The organism is Heyndrickxia faecalis, from assembly GCF_040267745.1.
GTDB classification, from domain to species: Bacteria; Bacillota; Bacilli; order Bacillales; family Bacillaceae_C; genus Weizmannia; species Weizmannia faecalis.
On the sequence record NZ_CP158453.1, the window covers coordinates 2,963,228 to 2,981,357 of the forward strand.

General features: G+C 42.0%; 17 protein-coding genes and 1 riboswitch. Of the genes, 2 read left to right on the forward strand and 15 right to left on the reverse strand.

All coding sequences use genetic code 11. From position 1 onward, the window contains the following. Nucleotides 1-87: 87 nt before the first annotated feature. Nucleotides 88-270 carry a hypothetical protein gene (locus ABR335_RS14270; protein ID WP_026685025.1) on the reverse strand — a complete coding sequence of 61 codons (183 nt, stop codon included), beginning with the start codon at nucleotides 268-270 and terminating at the stop codon, nucleotides 88-90. Between the two features lie 299 nt (nucleotides 271-569). Between ABR335_RS14270 and ABR335_RS14275 the strand changes: the two genes are divergently transcribed. Further along, entirely contained in the window at nucleotides 570-752 is a 183-nt protein-coding gene (locus ABR335_RS14275) for a hypothetical protein (RefSeq protein WP_026685024.1), read from the forward strand. A 478-nt stretch (nucleotides 753-1,230) separates the two neighbouring features. Here ABR335_RS14275 and metC read toward each other — a convergent pair whose 3' ends face one another. From metC to ABR335_RS14340, 13 genes are all read right to left on the reverse strand, one after another. Beyond that, complete coding sequence (gene metC, locus ABR335_RS14280) at nucleotides 1,231-2,406, reverse strand: cystathionine beta-lyase (protein WP_350346287.1); 1,176 nt, start codon at nucleotides 2,404-2,406, stop codon at nucleotides 1,231-1,233. Next, on the reverse strand, nucleotides 2,403-3,518 hold the full coding sequence (locus ABR335_RS14285; RefSeq protein WP_041818213.1) for a methionine biosynthesis PLP-dependent protein: 1,116 nt from the start codon (nucleotides 3,516-3,518) through the stop codon (nucleotides 2,403-2,405). The genes metC and ABR335_RS14285 overlap by 4 nt, the downstream gene beginning before the upstream one ends. A 77-nt stretch (nucleotides 3,519-3,595) precedes the next feature. Further along, nucleotides 3,596-3,715, reverse strand: a riboswitch (SAM riboswitch). Between the two features lie 108 nt (nucleotides 3,716-3,823). After that, the gene (locus ABR335_RS14290) at nucleotides 3,824-4,963 is read right to left on the reverse strand and encodes an ABC transporter permease (protein WP_014096051.1); all 1,140 of its coding nucleotides are present in this window, start codon (nucleotides 4,961-4,963) and stop codon (nucleotides 3,824-3,826) included. Then, nucleotides 4,954-5,850, reverse strand: a complete 897-nt coding sequence (locus tag ABR335_RS14295) for an ABC transporter ATP-binding protein (RefSeq protein WP_350346288.1) — start codon at nucleotides 5,848-5,850, stop codon at nucleotides 4,954-4,956. Before ABR335_RS14295 ends, ABR335_RS14290 begins: the two co-directional genes overlap by 10 nt. A 218-nt stretch (nucleotides 5,851-6,068) precedes the next feature. Then, nucleotides 6,069-7,046, reverse strand: a complete 978-nt coding sequence (locus ABR335_RS14300) for a KpsF/GutQ family sugar-phosphate isomerase (RefSeq protein ID WP_017552251.1) — start codon at nucleotides 7,044-7,046, stop codon at nucleotides 6,069-6,071. Nucleotides 7,047-7,060: 14 nt separating this feature from the next. Continuing rightward, nucleotides 7,061-7,903, reverse strand: a complete 843-nt coding sequence (gene kdsA / locus ABR335_RS14305) for a 3-deoxy-8-phosphooctulonate synthase (protein WP_017552252.1) — start codon at nucleotides 7,901-7,903, stop codon at nucleotides 7,061-7,063. A 270-nt stretch (nucleotides 7,904-8,173) separates the two neighbouring features. Further along, nucleotides 8,174-10,231 carry a BglG family transcription antiterminator gene (locus ABR335_RS14310; RefSeq protein ID WP_237340463.1) on the reverse strand — a complete coding sequence of 686 codons (2,058 nt, stop codon included), beginning with the start codon at nucleotides 10,229-10,231 and terminating at the stop codon, nucleotides 8,174-8,176. A 155-nt stretch (nucleotides 10,232-10,386) separates the two neighbouring features. Continuing rightward, nucleotides 10,387-11,823: a 6-phospho-beta-glucosidase gene (locus tag ABR335_RS14315; RefSeq protein ID WP_350346289.1), complete on the reverse strand. Its 1,437-nt coding sequence runs from the start codon at nucleotides 11,821-11,823 to the stop codon at nucleotides 10,387-10,389. Nucleotides 11,824-11,984: 161 nt separating this feature from the next. Beyond that, entirely contained in the window at nucleotides 11,985-13,340 is a 1,356-nt protein-coding gene (gene celB / locus ABR335_RS14320) for a PTS cellobiose transporter subunit IIC (RefSeq protein ID WP_350346290.1), read from the reverse strand. A gap of 21 nt (nucleotides 13,341-13,361) precedes the next feature. Continuing rightward, entirely contained in the window at nucleotides 13,362-13,865 is a 504-nt protein-coding gene (locus ABR335_RS14325; RefSeq protein ID WP_350346291.1) for a hypothetical protein, read from the reverse strand. Nucleotides 13,866-14,058: 193 nt separating this feature from the next. After that, nucleotides 14,059-14,382 carry a PTS cellobiose transporter subunit IIB gene (locus tag ABR335_RS14330; RefSeq protein ID WP_017552257.1) on the reverse strand — a complete coding sequence of 108 codons (324 nt, stop codon included), beginning with the start codon at nucleotides 14,380-14,382 and terminating at the stop codon, nucleotides 14,059-14,061. A gap of 133 nt (nucleotides 14,383-14,515) precedes the next feature. Beyond that, nucleotides 14,516-14,848, reverse strand: coding sequence for a PTS lactose/cellobiose transporter subunit IIA (locus ABR335_RS14335; protein WP_035317082.1), 333 nt, complete (start codon nucleotides 14,846-14,848; stop codon nucleotides 14,516-14,518). A 249-nt stretch (nucleotides 14,849-15,097) separates the two neighbouring features. Further along, a complete protein-coding gene (locus tag ABR335_RS14340) occupies nucleotides 15,098-15,256 on the reverse strand; it encodes a hypothetical protein (protein ID WP_155641199.1) in 159 nt (52 codons plus the stop codon). 123 nt (nucleotides 15,257-15,379) lie between these two features. Here ABR335_RS14340 and ABR335_RS14345 point away from each other — a divergent pair, with 123 nt between their 5' ends. Next, nucleotides 15,380-15,787, forward strand: a complete 408-nt coding sequence (locus ABR335_RS14345; RefSeq protein WP_017551954.1) for a YndM family protein — start codon at nucleotides 15,380-15,382, stop codon at nucleotides 15,785-15,787. 145 nt (nucleotides 15,788-15,932) lie between these two features. Here ABR335_RS14345 and ABR335_RS14350 read toward each other — a convergent pair whose 3' ends face one another. After that, nucleotides 15,933-17,771, reverse strand: a complete 1,839-nt coding sequence (locus ABR335_RS14350; RefSeq protein WP_017551953.1) for an Ig-like domain-containing protein — start codon at nucleotides 17,769-17,771, stop codon at nucleotides 15,933-15,935. Between the last annotated feature and the right edge of the window lie 359 nt (nucleotides 17,772-18,130).

The following is an 18,130-nucleotide window of genomic DNA, read 5'->3' on the forward strand; positions in this document are numbered from 1 at the left end:
CATCTGTTTCATTTTCCCCTGCTGCATCCACGTAGTTTCTTAAACTCCCTTCAAACGATGGGCAGAAGGTTGAATATCCCAACTTTTTTATTTCCCTTTTGATTTTTTCCTATAAATTATAGCGTTTAAAGCAACTATAAGAACAATTACAAAACATATTATTCCTACTACGTCTTTGATCGTTCCATTATTGCTTGTAAAGTTAATAATCATTATAACTGCTGCACACAGTATGAAAATCCAATAGCTAAGTTTTTCTAGTATTTTCATTAAATTTCCTCCAAGTTGGATTGACTTGGTAATATTATATTCTCATAAAAAGGAGGTTTATGAGAATATGTATATTTTAACCCTGTATTATTATTTCATTTTCATTATTATTGTAAGCTATGACTCCGTTAAGTGCATCGGCATCGAGTCCTAGTTCTGATGAAATACCACCAGAATATTAACAGTTAGCATATGTATTATTGACAATTGAATCTTTCCCGATAGTGTTCTTGCTCAAGATGATCCAGCTGTAATTGATTGGTTAGATCAGCAATATACCTGTTAAAAGTAATGGGAGAATGGTTACATTTGGAGTTTGGGGTTGTATAGGAGCCGTAGGAACTGCTATTGTAACAAACGTTCTTCCTATTGCTAAGATTGCTAAGCTTAAAGCTGCGGGAGGAACAACAACATTTGTTAAAAATTTGATCAAATTTTATAAAGCAGCAAGAAAATGCATTAAAGTAAATCTGCATCTATAAAATTAGCTGTTGAAAAGGCTGCTAAAAAGGCTGCTCCTGAAGCAAAAAAGATTCGTTTAGACTTTTTCAATGTATCGAGTGTTTACTCGGCTTGCTTTGAGTAAAACCTCCCCCATCTTTTTGCAATTGCTCATTATCTTTGCGGATTATCAGTTTGTTGAAAATCAACAAACTGGATTTTCAGACAGCAAATGCAGCAACAGGATGCCCATACGCCCAACCTTGCAGAGATAATGTGAATGCGGGCGTTCCTTTCCTTTACACAAAAAATAGAAAAAAGTGGCGGGACACTTTTTACAGTGGTTTCCCGCCGTTTTTATGTTTTCTTTCGGGCTTTTTCAGCGGCTTCTGTGGTGCAGTTTTTGTCATACGTACGGACGGGGCGTGCCTCCATTCGCGTTTCAAAATAAGCCCGGGCGACTATTTTGAAACGGGGAATCCCGCCGATTAGGGCGGATTCCCCGCAGCCGTTTGTCCATTATTTCACGGTTGTGCCCGCTTTCGTGTATGAAAAAGCCTGCTCAAAATCGGCAATCAGATCATCCGGATTTTCGAGGCCAACCGATAAGCGCAACAAGCTGTCGGAGATGCCGCGTTTTCTTCGGTCCTCAGGCGGCATTGCGGCGTGGGACATTTTTGCCGGATAGGACAGAATCGATTCCACAGCGCCGAGGCTGACGGCAAAGACCGGGATTTTTACATGGCTGACGAATGCCCGGAGCGCTTCCTCATCTTCCAGTTCAAACGACAATACCGCGCCCGGCCCTTGTGCCTCCAGCTTTTGCAACGCATGCTGCGGATGGTGCCCGAGCCCCGGATAATACACGTTTCGTACAAGCGGATGCGCATCAAGAAAATGTGCAATTTTCACCGCTGACTGCTGTGATTGGAGCAGCCGCACATGCAACGTTTTCAACCCGCGCAAAACGAGCCATGCATCCTGGACGCCGAGTATCGCCCCGAATGAATTTTGCAAAAAGCCGAGGCGCGCTGCCAATGCTTCATCTTTTACAACTGCAAGCCCGGCGACGACATCGCTGTGCCCCGCTAAAAATTTCGTCGCGCTGTGCAGCACGATATCCGCCCCGAGTTCAAGCGGACGCTGCAGGGCAGGCGTTAAAAAAGTGTTGTCGACAAAGGTGAGCGCCCCGGTTGCCTTTGCCAGTTCACTCACCGCCCGGATATCCGTCACTTTTAAAAGCGGGTTTGAAGGGGTTTCTACATAAAAAGCTTTCGTGTTCGGGCGGACGGCCTGCCGCACTTCTTCAAGGTTGGTCATATCCACAAATGTATGTTCAATACCAAGCCGTGTCAGGACTTCCGTCACCATCCGGAACGTGCCGCCATACACATCTTCGGTGATGACAACATGGTCGCCCGCCGACAAAAGCAGAAACGCTGTTGAAATCGCCGCCATCCCGGAAGCAAATGCGAAACCTTTGACGCCGCCTTCGAGTTCGGCGATGACATCCTCGAGCGCTTCCCTCGTCGGATTGAGCGAGCGGCTGTAATCGTATTTACCGAACTGGTCAATGTCCGCCTGGTGGTATGTCGAAGCATGCTGGATCGGCACACTTACCGCACCGGTCGCCGGGTCTATTTTGTGGCTGTTATGTAAAAGCCTCGTTTGAAAAGAATAATCTTCATTTGTCATCGTGTTTGCACCCCTTCGTGAATGTTGGCAAAAGCTTTTTCAATATCTGCAAGCAAATCGCGTTCATCTTCAATTCCGACTGAAAAGCGCAAAAGGCAATTGTCTACGCCTGAGGCAATCCGTTTTTCTTCCGGAATGTCGGCATGCGTCTGTGTAGCCGGGTAAGTGATAAAACTTTCCGTCCCACCGAGGCTTTCGGCAAATGTAATTAAAGACAGGCCGCGTAAAAACGGGTCGACCCATGATTCTTCTTTTACACGGAAAGAAAGCATCCCGCCGCGGCCTGGATACAGCACATCTTTTACATCCGGATGCGCGCTTAAAAATGCCGCCACAGCTTTTGCATTTTTTTCGTGTTTTTCCATCCTAAGCGCCAGCGTTTTCATGCCGCGCATCAGAAGCCACGAATCAAACGGGCTGAGGGTGGCGCCGGCACCGTTATGGTACAGAAAAAGCTGCTCGCAAAGTTCAGCACCCTTTGCCACGATCAGACCGGCCAGCACGTCGTTATGCCCGCCAAGATATTTCGTCGCGCTATGGACTACAATATCAGCGCCTTCTTTAATCGGCTGCTGCAAAAGCGGGGTGTAAAAAGTATTGTCTACAATCAGCAGGATTCCGTGCCTTTTCGCAATTTCAGCCACTGCGCCGATATCCGTCTGCTGCATGAGGGGGTTTGTCGGCGTTTCGAGGAAGATGGCTTTCGTTTTCGGGGTGATCTCTTGTTCAATATTTTCCGGGTTGCACGTATTCACGTACTTACAACAAAGCCCCCATTTTTTATATCCCTGCTCCAGCAGGCGGTAGGTGCCGCCATATAAATCATCACTCACAATCCACTCATCGCCGGCCTGGAACAAAGATAAAACAGTGAAAATCGCAGCCATGCCGGAACTGCACGCAAACCCGCGGTCCCCGCCCTCCAGATCCGCAATCGCTTCTTCAAGCAACTGACGCGTCGGGTTGCCGGTACGGGAATAATCGAAACCGGTTGACTGCCCAATGCCTTCGTGGCGGTAAGCGGTAGAAAAATAAACAGGCGGGTTCACCGCACCTGTCACGCGGTCACTGCGATTTCCGATTTGTGCAAGTTTTGTTTCTGTATGATACATGATGGACACTCCCTCACTTAAAATCAAAAAGCCTTCTCCAATAAGAAGAAGGCCATTCCTTTCGTACATGAACCATCTTCTTATCTTTCAAGTTATGATCCCATAACTTGCAGGACTTAGCACCTTTTCAATGCGTAAAAGCATTGAAGGTTGCTGAGGCTTCATCGGGCCATTCCCTCAACCTCTCTTGATAAGAAAATACCAATATGAAATTTGCCATCAACGCCGCAAAAGAAATTACACAACGAACCTAAAAATTGCTTACGTTCAATTTATCCCTTTTTTTCGGATTCGTCAAGCTTTTTTTAAATTTTGTTTTTCTTATGGATAATCCATATGGTGAGAAAATAAAACAGCAATGATGAAAGGAGAAGCGTAATGACTCCGTCTGTAGTATTGATATACTCATTCCTGAATTTTGCTGCACTTTCTCCATTCACTATATTCGGCACATCCACAAATGTAAAAGGGATGATATGCATAACAGCATACAACTTTGTCTTAAATCCGCTCATCATTTCCTCGAAACAAAAACAAGCCACCAAAACGAGCATTAGAAGCAATTGATTTCGAATAAAGGTATTTAAAAACTGGGTGAAAACAGAAATAAATAATAGAAGACATAGGATTAGTAAAAGCGATCTGCCCAAAAACCGGGCAATTGAAATCCACAATACTTCCGTCCCATTTAGATTGATCGCCACAGGGTACTTCCAACTGCCCAAATGGCTTATGATGCTGCCAATAATGAGCGCAACAACCAGGATAACAATCGTGATGGCCAAGCTGTAAACAAATGAAGTGAAGATTCTCGCATCCAATATTTTCTTGAGCTTCACTGGCAAAACATTCACAAAATGATTAATACCGCCTTGTTTGTCTCTTGTTGAAATATCACCAATTAAAACAGCAATGAGAAGAGGCATTAAGAACGGGAATACGTAAAAAAGAATGCGATATGTAAAGTTAATACCCGGGGTTTCGAAAGACTCTATTACCGGATGAATATTTTGTTTAAGCAGAATGGTATTGAGCTGTATTGCTTTTTCTGTCTGCGGAACAATTTTTTTATTACCAAAAACAATTTTTCCGGCATTAATCCCGGCAATTAATTTTTTATCTAAAGCGATCTGCAATTTCAGTTCTTGCTTCCAATCCCCTGCTTCATGAGCTTGTATTTGTTCTGTACGAAGGCGTAACTCCTCCTGCAAACCCGCAAGTGCTTTCTTCTTTGCTTCACTCTTATTTGGATTTGATTCCATGTGTGAAATGGCATTTTCCAGTAAGGATTTGTTATCCTGATATTCATTGAGCGGGTCCGTTCTCTTTGCTCCTACGAAAGTAATTGCAAACAAAACGAAAACAATCAAAATAGCAGCAATAAAAACAGTCATATTTTTTTTATTTCTAATGAATCGCAATGTCTCTAACTTGATTAGCCCCATTTATCTTCACCTTCGTATATTTCCTCATAAATTTGTTGGCTGCCTTTTTGCCCAATGAAAAATGATTTAAATTTCATGTCTTGTTCGAATGCCTGATTTACCACAAAGGAGCTTTTACTCGAATCTATCTCCGCCCATACTTCATTGGCTGTGGCATTTTTAATCTCTTCATCTTTAAACAGGGAAAGAACTTTATCTGCATCATTCCCATTCTCTAGCTTAATGATGATGTATTTATTAAAGTCCGGATTATTTTTTCTGCTTTCGTAAACCATTCTTCCTTGCTTTAAAAAGATGACACGATCACATAATTCATCAACATTGTTCAGAATATGGGAAGAAAATAATACAATTTTATTTTCGTCTCTAAGTTGCTTAATGGATTTGCTTATCAGTTTAATATTGGATGGGTCCAGCCCATTCATCGGCTCGTCCATCAATAGCAAATCACAAGAACTGATCAAGCACATCCCAAATAGCAGCCTTTGCTGCATGCCAAGCGAATATTTTGAAACCCTTTTGTCGATATAGGAACCCATGCTTAATTTTTCAATAACAGCGCCACATTCTTGTTTGCTCTCCCATAATCTTTGTACAAGTTTTAAATGCTCTCTCCCTGTTAAATTTGGATACAATACTGTATGGTCTTGCAAAAAAAATATTTTTTTAAGGATTTTTTCCCGATGCATTTTATAATTCATGCCGTAAATACTAATTTCGCCTTTTGAAGCAGGAATCAGGTTGGATATCGCATTTAAAAGCGTCGTCTTGCCGGATCCATTTGGAGCAACCAGGCCAATAATCTCCCCTGGTTCAGCAGAAAAACTTATATCTTCCAAAATTTTTGACTTCTCTATCTCTACTGACACATTGTTTACCCTTAACAAAACAATCCCTCCCCCGTTAATTCACAAGATCTTATCACCTATTTTAATAGGCCGCAGCGCCATTGTCACCGAAATCTTTGTGTGGTATCACCGAAAAAGCAGACAGCTGCTGTGTAAATATTGGCGGTAAACACCAAAAAAAGCGGTATTCTTTATGAATCCGCTCTATCCAGTCAAAAAATTTTTTCTTGTTATTTTGCTTATTCTTGTTATTTTGCTTATATAGTCTGGACCAAATCCTGAATATGGAGCATGGCAACCGGTTTCTGGCCGGTAACAACCGGAAGCACCTTGAAAGCGTGGTCTTCCATTATCCGCAATGCTTCCGCTGCCAGCTGATGCTCACTGACGCAAACCGGATATTTTGTATACAAATCTGCTACTTTTTTATCCAGTACTTCATGGCCGTTTAAAAGCTCACGCCGGATATCGCCGTCCGTTAAAATGCCGGCCAGCCGTCCCCGATCGTCAATAACTGAAACAGCCCCCGCCCCCGCTTCCGTCATCATAAATAATGCTTCCTTTATGCCGGTGTCCATTCCGGCAACCGGGTTCATCCTTTTCCGTTTAGCCACATGGCCAACCGTGAGAAGCAAACGCCGGCCAAGCGAGCCACCGGGATGGAAAAGCGCAAAGTTTTCAGGTTTAAAATCCCTTGCCTTCAAAAGGGCAACCGCAATCGCATCCCCGAGTGCAAGCGTGACGGTAGTTGTAGAAGTCGGGGCAAGGCCGAGCGGGCACGCTTCCTCAACTTCCCCGATATCCATCACCAGATTCGAACGCCGCGCCAGTGTCGACTTGCGTGAACCAGAAATAGCAATCATTTTTGCGCCGATCCTTTTGATGGAAGGGATCATATTTAATATTTCCGACGTTTCCCCGCTGTTGGAAATGGCAATGAGGATGTCTTCTTTTGTTATTTTTCCAAGATCGCCGTGCAGTGCTTCTCCCGGGTGAAGGAAAAATGCCGGGGTACCGGTGCTTGCAAATGTGGAAGCAAGTTTCCGGCCGATGATGCCCGATTTCCCCATTCCTGTAAAAATGACTCTGCCTTCGCACGCCAATATCATTTCAATGCCTTCATTTATACGAAAATTGATCCGGTCCTTCAGCTTTAAAATCTCATTGGCCTCTTTTTCCAGCACTTCACGGACGCTTTCGACATAATTGATGCTTCGTTTGAAATCTTTTAACATCCTATTCACCTCCGTTAATGAATGTTTGCTGCCGTTTGTTCTTTTATCATGCGATCAATTTCAATAACTGGCTTTAACATTTCTTCAAGATCATCCAGTTTCACCATATTCGGGCCATCCGACCAGGCCTGGTCCGGATCAGGATGGGCTTCTAGAAACAACGCATCGATCCCGCAAGCCGCCGCTGCCCTTGCGAGATACGGGACAAACGCACGCTTTCCGCCTGTTGAAGTCCCATTTCCGCCCGGTATTTGGACACTATGGGTGGCGTCAAACACGACCGGATACCCTAATCTGCGCATTTCCGGAAGTGCACGCATATCCACCACCAGGTTATTGTAGCCGAATGTCGAACCGCGTTCTGTAAGAAGAATTTTGTCGGTGCCGGATTCCTCCAGTTTTTGAATGACGTTTTTCATATCCCAAGGCGCCAAAAACTGCCCTTTTTTGACATTCACGGTTTTGCCCGTCGCGGCGGCGGCAAGCAGCAAATCGGTCTGGCGGCAAAGGAAAGCGGGGATTTGCAGTATGTCGAGCACTTCCCCGGCTGCTTTTGCCTGGTGCGGCTCATGAATATCGGACGTGACCGGTACGCCAAATACATTTTTAATCCGGTCAAGTATTTCGAGCCCTTTTTCCAGTCCCGGGCCCCGTTTGGAAAAAATGGATGATCGGTTGGCTTTGTCGAAAGAAGCTTTAAAAACGAAAGGAATACCGAGTTTTCCGGCAATGGTTTGAAGGGTTGCGGCTGTTTCCATGGCCATCGTTTCACTTTCAATTACGCACGGGCCGGCAATCAATACAAGCGGTAGACGTTGGCCGAAAGCTATCCGGCTGTTCAGTTGGACCGTTTTCATTTGCTCACTCCTCATTTTTAAGTTTTCACGTGTCTTTACTCCTTCTGCTGCAGGTTACAAATATTATCCTTTAGAAAACCGCACAGGGCAAGGAAGATGTAAAGAATATTCACAAACTTTTTGTTTTTATGTAAGGTTTTCTCCAGGAAATATAAAGCACAAAACCGGACAAGTTTTGTGCTTTATAACGCGGATGGCGGGTAAAGTCTCCTTCGGGGAAATGGCTGGGAAAAATATTCTTCTTACAAATGGTGGCGATACGGGGCTCAATTATTTTATAAATGCCATTAACTCATCAGCCGTTTTGCTTTTGATGATTTTTTGCACAACAGACCTGTTTTCGATAATCGAAATGAGCTTTTTATACATATCATCTAAATCCGTTTGCGTGCCTTCTTTAATATTCAACAAACAAACAAATTGAACCATTTGCTGTCCATGCCAATGGATAGGGCTTTTTAGCGTACATACTGTCCAAAACGTTTCCTTCGTTACGGGCACCATTGGATGGGGAATGGCTACGAGATTTCCAAAACAGGTTGGCGTAATCGACTCCCTTTCTAAAACAAGGTTTACATAATCCTTCGGTACAAGCTTCTGCTTATACAGTTCATCACATAAAAATCGAATCACGCTTTCCTTATCCTGCAATGCCAGTTGGAGAAAAATTCTTGAAGGATGTAAATATTTTTCTGCCACATTTTGCGTCCTAGATAAAAAACCATTTATAGCTTGAATGTCTTTGTCTTCCAAAAAAGTATTCACAACTTGGACCGGGACGCCAAAATCCTCCTTTATAGGCACAGTGCTAATGATCAAGTCAATAAAAGATAAATCATATGATGATAAATTGTAATAATTAATCGTATCGGCAATTTCAATTTCTTGGCCATACAAATTTTGCAATCGGTAGGATAGTAATTTTGCACTCCCTACGCCCGATGCGCAAACGATTAGTACTTTTTTTATTTTTTTCTTGTTTAATTTCATTCGTTCAAGAGCAACACCGATATGCAGCGCAATATAGGCAATTTCATCTTCAACCACTTCCATTTGCAAATACTCTTCTATACATTTGCTGGCAATAATGGCGCCTTCAAACGCAGCCGGGTATTTTTTCTTTATATCGTTTAATAACGGATTCCGGATATTCATTTTGTACCGCAATCGGTTCATTGCAGGACGGATATGCAGCGTTAGCGCCTGAATAAACTCGCGGTCTTGGCGAAAGTCCCAATTCAATTCAGCCTTTAAACGAGCTAACATACAATTTATAATTGTTCCGGCTTCATCAAATTTACTAAACTCGGCCAGCTCCTTCTTGTGTAAAAGTTTGGTTCCTAATAAATGAACAATAATATAATCGATTTCTGTCTCAGGAAAAGTTAACGAAGTAAAATCTTCAACTTCTTTTATGATTTCGTTCGCCACAATTTTTTCAAATGGATGATCATCGACCAGAACATCAGCCAGCTCTTCAATAACAAAGCCTTCCTGAATTCTTCTGCAGGCGATAGCAATATGCGTTGCTAAATTTTCCAAAGATATATCAGAGATTTCAATTTTATATTTATTAACCTTTTGGACGATTACTTCTTTAATCTTTTTAAATAGTTCCGGATCAATGAGTTGTAAACAATCCTCCTTCAAAAATGCCTCCTGGTTCCGCTCCAACAATAAATTAGATAAACACAAACGTTTCATATATTCATCGCCTTCAACCTTTGAACCATAGTGCGGGCGGTTGATTAGCTTTAAATGATATTGATCAAGAATTTCTTTTACCATCTTTAAGTCATTTTGCAATGTCGATAAAGAGACGAACATCTCATCTATAAAACTTTCAATTTTAATAAAATCGGTTTCTAACAATAACCGGCGTAAAATATAGAGAACTCTCGTATCTTTATCAGTGAAGTCACCCGCTAAATGATGTTCCTCCGTAGAAATCTCATTGAGTATTTTTGAAAAAAGCCCGGCATCTAATACTTTTACGCTATATCCCAATCCTCTGGTTGATTCAATTTGAAATCCGTGTGATGCTGTATTATTTTGCATGAGCTTAATTTCGTTTCGAATCGTTCGGTCACTGACGCCTAATTCTCTTGCCATCCAGCTTGCAGTAACGGGTTCTTTTGACTTAGATAAAAGGATTAATATATCTTTCTGCCGTTTTGATAGGATAGCCACTGCCAACAACTCCCTTTTACATGGATTACTAAGATTTTTGGCAAAGGAAGAGCTGTAGTTTTCGGGAAACCAACCATTTTTTCGGGCTGTGATGTAATCGTTGAAAAAACCAATACTTGATACTTTGCAGCCTGTCATATCGTAGCTTTCCTTATAACTATTGCTTTTTCACCGGGGATTTCTATTTTCTTCCCGTATATGAAAAAATGGAGTTTTATTGTAACTCCATTTTTTCACGCCATGATTGAATATGATTCTTATTGTAAACGTTAGAAAAACGACCGTCCTAAAAGTTAAAGCTCTTCTCCATTTGTTTTTATGACATGCCTATACCATTCAAATGACTTTTTCTTTTTTCTTTCTAAAGTTCCGTTCCCTTCATTATCTTTGTCCACATAAATAAAACCGTAACGTTTTTCCATTTCTCCTGTTCCAGCACTCACTAAATCTATACATCCCCACGGTGTGTACCCCATTAAATCAACGCCGTCCAGTTCAACCGCTTTTTTCATTTCCTGAATATGGTCGCGAAAATATTGGATACGGTAATCATCGTTAATCGTGCCATCCTCTTCAACGGCATCCCGCGCACCAAGCCCGTTTTCTACAATAAATAAAGGAATATTGTACCTTTCATATAAAGCATTTAATGAATAACGAAGGCCTACCGGATCAATTTGCCAACCCCAATCACTGGCTTGTACATATGGATTGCGGACGACGCGGCCAAACTCTCCATCAGGCTGGCTATCTTCTACTTCACGGGCGCTGACTACTTTAGACATATAATAGCTGAATCCAATGTAATCTACTGTTCCTTCTTTAAGAATTTGTTCATCTTCCTTTGTATATTCAATTTCAAATCCGTTTCTTTCCCAGTATTTTTTCGTATAATGAGGAATCGCCCCGCGAACATGTACATCACCAAAGAACCAGCGATTACGCATTGCTTCAGTTGCAAGCATCACATCATCCGGATGGCAGGAATATGGATATACAGGGACGAAAGAAAGCATGCAACCAATTTTAAAATTCGGATTAATTTTGTGGCCTAATGTAACGGCTTTTGCGCTGGCAATTAATTCATAAAGCGCTGCCTGGTACATGGTTTGTTTCCGGTTTTCACCTTCTTCGTATTTAATTCCTGAGTTTGTGAAGCTTGCGAAATCCATGCTCGTATCTGCTTGATTATTGATTTCGTTAAAGGTCATCCAATATTTTACTTTATCTTTATAACGTCTCATGACTGTCTCAGAAAATTTCACAAAGAAATCAATACACTTCCGGTTTCTAAAACCGCCATATTTTTTCACCAGATGGTAAGGCAATTCAAAATGAGATAGGGTAATAACAGGTTCAATATGATATTTTAATAATTCATCAAACAAATCATCGTAAAATTGCAAGCCTGCTTCATTCGGCTCCGGATCGTCCCCGTTCGGAAAAATTCTTGTCCAGGCAATCGAAGTACGGAAACATTTAAACCCCATTTCAGCGAACAGTTTGATATCTTCTTTATAACGGGAATAGAAGCCGATTGCTTCATGGTTCGGATAATAGTAACCTTCCAATACACCATCCGTAATTTGCCGTGGAACACCGTGCCTTCCTGCAGTCATCACATCAGCAACACTTACACCTTTTCCGCCTTTATTCCAGCCGCCTTCAAGCTGGTGGGCTGCTACTGCTCCGCCCCATAAAAAGTTTTCTGGTAAAACGCCTTTTGACATTGTAAACCCTCCATCATTTATCTTATTTGGTTTCCTGAACTAGAAAAGTTAAATAAGAAGGCGATTTTCCTATGAAGAACCGCCTTCATTCATTCACCCGCAGTGCAACATCGTTTTCATAGGATATTTCTACATCTTATTCTTCTATTCCAAGATTAGGATCAGAGTACAGATTCTCCACCTTTTTCTTGTTCAACTAACTTCTTATCATATATTCTGATGAACGGAAGATATATGATAAACGCGACCACACCACAAATGAGTGAGACAACTGGCGCCATAATACTCCCGCCTGTTCCAACGAAAGCCCCGATACCGATTGGCGTTGGCCACGGCACTTGGGCGATAAGTGGCGCAACAATGTGCAGTTTGATCGCAAAATAACCAATTGTAGCTGTAGCCATAGGTGCTAAGAAGAACGGGATAGCCAGGTATGGATTATAAACAATCGGTAGTCCAAACAATATTGGTTCATTAATATTAAAGATGCCAGGAGCAAGGGATGCTTTTCCCAGTATTCTCAATTGCTGTGACCGGGCTAAAAATGCAATAAAGATACATAATCCTAAAGTCGATCCGGAACCGCCCATAATGACAAATGAATTTTGGAACTCGCCGGCGAATGGAATATTTGCCCCATGAATATTGGCTTCCATATTTGCCAAAGTAATTGGCGTCAGGAAGGCTCCGATAATATTCGCCCCGTGAATACCTACGATCCAGAGTGCATGGATTAAGAAGTAAATCACCATCAATCCCAGCCAGCTGCTTGCGATATTCGTAACAAAGCTAAATGGAACAGCGACAACTTTAAATATATCTGTACCTAAAGCTACAAAAATACCATTGATGATTAAGATCACAAAAGCGACTAAAAATGCAGGGATTAAAGCTGTGAACGATCTGGATACCCCTTCCGGAACAGCTTCCGGCATTTTAATCACCCAATTTTGTTTTACACATAACCGGTACAACTGTACAGCAATAACAGAAACAATAATGGCCGTAAATATACCTGAAGAACCTAAACGGCTTACACCACTGTCACCCATTTCCCAACCGAAAATAATATGGGTGGTGTCATTCATTTTTTGTACAAGTGACATTTTTCCACCACCTGAAACCAATTCCGGAATCGTCATGAAGAAAGCAAACATGGATAATAAAGCCCCATTTAGCGGGTTTACATTTATCCCTTCTTCTTCAGCGTATATTTTTGTATACTCATAACCAATAACAAGGTTGAAATATAATGCTAAAATTCCCATTGTTGCTTTATTCGCCAGCATATACAAGTCACTAATTCTAAAGAAAGTATTATCGAAAAAACCTTGCAAAAATGTTAAAGTCTGCGGCAATACGTTCAACACCAGGAACATTGACCCTACTATTGTAAATGGTATTGAAGCCATCCCGGCTGCCATTACCGCCCGGACAAAACGAAAAGATGCAATTTTCCCCATAGGACCCATTAGATACTTTTCAAGAAAAGTAAATGCCTTATTTTGTTCTGACATATAGACCCCTCTTTTCTATTGTTAACGAATCGCTTTTTCATATTCTTTGATGCGTTGAAAATGCTTATCTTCATCATGTTTAATTTGGTATAACCGATAAAGGATGAAAACGCTTAAAAATGTCCCGGCAATCAAAACAGCTAAAATTAATCCTTTTGACTTGTTTTGATTGATTAAAAATGGATATAAATGAGCGAAAGATGAAGAAAAACAACTTGGCAACAGCAAAATTACATTTGCAATGAGCAAAGTCATAAAGCAAAACTTTGTGTATCTTGCATGATTTGTCGGGCTGCTGTAAATCTTTACTTGTTCCGCAACGCTCAATATGACAACGATGATCAACGCTAATGGAAGAAGGTATAGTGGCGAATGACTCATGACCAATGAAATTAACCAATATACATTCGTAAAGAAAAAGATTGCGGTAACATATCTGACAAGCAAATATCGGTTATAGTACATCGATTTAAGCATCTGGTTTTTTTGATTTTTTTCAAATAATGCTCTTTCTACGTCATTCATAAAAATCCCTCATTTATTAAAAATATGGCTCCCCGCTACTCGTTAAAGCTTAAGCAATCCATTACCTCCAATCCAAAAGACATCTTAACGGGTATCTTGCTTGAAGATCACCTTCCTTCCGACTATCCATAAATTTTGGCATTTCCGGGTGAGTGCATTGTAAATAGCGAAGACCCATTTTCTCATAAGCAAATCAATCTTTTGGCAGTTCTTGTAAGATTAAATTTCCTAATTTTTCAACACCCATTGGAATCGGAATATAGGCTTGTGGCGGAATGTTTACAACTGGCTTTCCTACGCGTTCTCCGGCTTCCTTAAGTTTTTGAAAATACATCTTTGTTTGTGGGCTGACTAAATATAAATCAAAGTCCCCCTTTTCAATCATCTTATTGCCTTCATTTGCTGAAACAGCATCGACTTCAATTTCCTTACCTTTTGTTTTAAAAAATTCCGTTGTCTTCTTCGCCATTAAAGAAGATGACATACCTGCTGCACAAATAATTAATGCTTTTTTCATCATAAATGCCTCCAATTGGTTTTTTATTGTGATTTAAACTTGCTTATCAATGAATTAATGACTTCCGTTGCTTTTAATGGCCCGCTTGTGCCGCCAATCATCCATTTTTCAAACAGCAAACTTGGCAAATTTGTTAGCACTTTCGACATTCAAGTTCATTTGTTTTTTTATAAAGTTCAATGATTTCTTTTGCCAGGTCAATTACTGTCATGGCATTCATTAAATGGTCCTGTGCGTGTATCAGCAATATACTGATTTCAAATTTTTCCCCACTGGCCTCCCCCTTTATTAGGTCTGTTTGAAAACGATGAGCGATTGTCATGGCTTCGTTGGCTTCTTCAATTTTTTGTTCAGCTAATTTAAACTCACCAGCTTTAGCATGATTTATGGACTCCGCAGCTAAGCTTCGGGCGTTTCCACCATTTAAAATAATTTGAAAACTGATTTCTTCTATGTTCAATGTCATCACCCTTAGTTTAAAAATTGTCGTTTCTTCACCCTTTTTGTCGCATAATATCCATCATTGTTACTTACTGTTGATCACAAAGAGTAACTTGCTGTAATCCTTAAACACTGTTTAATGCTCCGCTTTATCAGCCGCTTGCCTTAATTCAATATTAATATGGAAACGGTTTCACTTTAACCTAAACTCTTTCCTTAGCGCAACGGAAATCATTACTGGAAAAAATGAAGTAACGGAAAAAGGAATCCGGGATCAAGTTTCTGCTTTCTCGCCATTAACATGATTGCCGCTTTTTTCAATAAAGCATGGCATCAAGCTTTTAGACATACCTTTTTGTTTATCGTACTTACCAATCCCGGCCTGGCATTTCAAAAAAGGAAAGTGCGGCAAGCAGAAGGCAATTTGCAGCATTTTAAGAACCCGCATTAAAAGTTACAATTGGAAAGATTTTCTGTGCAGAATGCCTTCATTTCCCGATTAACGGCTGCAGAAGCGGGTAATGATATAGTACAAACACTAAAAGGAGGGACCGTTATGGATCATGCAAAGGCGTTAGTGATAAAGTTTATTATGGTCGCAGTTGTGTTGGGCATCATTTTATCCGCCATCTTCAACATGCCGTTTGGCGATATGATCGCCACCAGTGTAGTACTGACCATTCTCGCATATGTCCTGGGAGATTTAATGATTTTCAAACGGGAAAATGAACGGGAAGAGAATACGCAAAGAAATATCATGGCGACCGTCGCCGATTTTGTTCTGGCGTACCTTGTCGTGTGGCTGATGGGCAGATCACTCGCCCCGGACATGGACAATCTGTTATGGGCGGCGCTGGCTTCGAGCATCGTCATTGCAGCCGGCGAATGGTTCTTCCATAAATATTTACACCATCTTTTCCATCACACGCCTGACCGCGAATTTACCGGATACGGCGGTGACTGATTGAAAAAACGGCAGCCGGATGAGCTGCCGTTTTTTCGTATTCCTATAAAAACTTACCATTCATCAATAAATCATCCAATCGGCAAGCATCAAGTTTTTTAATCACTACGCAATTTTTTCGGCCAAGCAAAACTTTTACTTTCTTTCACCTTACCGTAACCGTTCTTGTTTTGCTTTTGTTTCCGGCTCTGTCTTTCGCGAAAATGGAAAGCTTCGTGCCTTTTTTCTGTTTGCTGATTCTTACACTGTATGCGCCTTTGGCATTTACTGTGGCTTTGCCGATCTGTTTGCTGCCGCGGTATACATAGACAACTGCTGATTTTTCCGCTTTACCCACAACATGCGTGGACTTCGTTGTGACATTGCCGGCAGTCGGCATGCCCGGTGCCGTTTTGTCTTTTACTATAACTTTCACTTTGCTGCTTTTTAAACCGGCCTCTGTGTAGACATAAAGGACGGTTCCGGCTTTTTGCTTTAAAACCGGGACTTTAAAATATCCTTTCCCGTCCGCTGTGCCGCGGGCAAGTATTTTTCCGTTCTTCATAATGGCTACTTCGATCCCCGGGTCGGAGCTGCCGGAAATGGATGTGCTATTATCGCCGACAGTCCATACTTTCGGTGTTTTCGGTTGCTGCGCCTTGCCGCCGATATTTCCCGACAAGAGCGTATATGTCATATCCCGTCCTTTTCCAGACGGAACGGAAAAGCGGCTTGGTGAAGACAGCTTTTTCACAACCGCCCCGCCGCCTTTTAGCTTCAATGAACTGCCGTTGTAAGTTTTAATTCGGAGCGGCTTGAACGCGGCATCCCCTTTAAACCCGTATAATCCGTTTGTCTGCTTTAACACGAGCGCGGCCCGGAAATCGGTCATAAACTGCCCGAAAGTCAGGTTCGGGTCAATGTATTTTCGGATCACATCCTCGATGGCTTTTTCATTCGTGTTCGGATCGTCCATGATTTTTTTGAAAATGGCATCGCCTTGTCCGCATTGAATTTTCAAATACTCCATGAACAAATAGGACAAGGAATAATTGGCAAGCACATCCCCGTTACTATCCCAGTAGAGAAGCGAGTGGCCATTTGTAATTGAAGCATCGTTGTTATAATCATCAATCCGATCGGAAAGCGGCTTTCCGGTATAAATTTGCTCTGCGGCCATGGACATCCCTTCGTCAATCCATGTATCAAACGTATCCCAATGGTGCTGGACGAACACTTTCTGGTTAAAAGAGATCATATGCTGAAACTCATGGGCGAGTGTTGAATACGCTTCGGTTACATTTTTCGATGTCCCCGTCCCCATAAGCGGGTACGTGTCAATATAAAAGATTTCCGACTTGTTGGAAGTGTCGGCATCAAAAAGGTCAAGCGGGTAAAAATAGCCGGCAACATATCCGCCCGAGCCGTCAAATCCGTCCTGGATGTCATAACAAAGAATATTCACTTTCCCATTTCCATCAACATCGGATGGCATGCCGAAATATTTTGTATCGAGCGCATAAATACGGTTGTCAAATTCTTTTCCAAGCTGGGCAGCCTGGGCGTCGTTCAGCTGGTTATTGTATACCCAGACATCCGCATGCGGACCGCTGTATAAAAGCTTAGCACTTATTTGATAATCTTTATTGCTGGCAAGATTGGACACCCAGAATTTTTTCGTATCTCCCACCCGGGGAAGACGGGCCCTTTTCGTATCCATGCGAACGGAATACTTCCGAAGGCTTAAATATTTTAATAGATCAAATGGCTTCTGGTAATCAATCCGGTAAACGTTGCTCTTTAACTTTTGACGGAGCGCTGCCAGGTTCACAACCTTGAAGGTGCCAGTCGGCTCTGTCGAAAGGCTTGAGGCAGACTCGTTGCTGACAAGTTTATAATAATCCTGAGCCGACGCGCTTCCGCCTGCACCGAATACCCCGGCCGGCAGTATAAACAATAGCGATAGTATAATAGGCAAGGATAATGCCCGTCTGAACATTCTCAATGAAATTCCTCCTGCACCTTTGTCCGGGCAACCCGGCAATTTTAAAAAGTTGCTTCTTTCATTCTAGCACAGCAGGCCGAATTTTGGCTGTCCGGTTCAGGAAAAAGAAGAGCGGAGTTTTTTAACCGTCCTTGTTCCCATTTGCTTGGCTGTTTCATCCTGCTGAGCGGATTCTTTTGCAACAGCAGGGGCCGTACCGCTTTTTGAAAAGACGTTTTTTGTGCAACCTTTGGGAGAATTTCTTAAGGGCCGCCCTGCACACTTTGGGGGCATGTCTGTTAAAGCAGCGGGAAATTTTTCATATTCCCGCTGGATGGTGGAGTTTTCGGCCGCGGCTGTAGCCCTGGCGCTACTGTTTC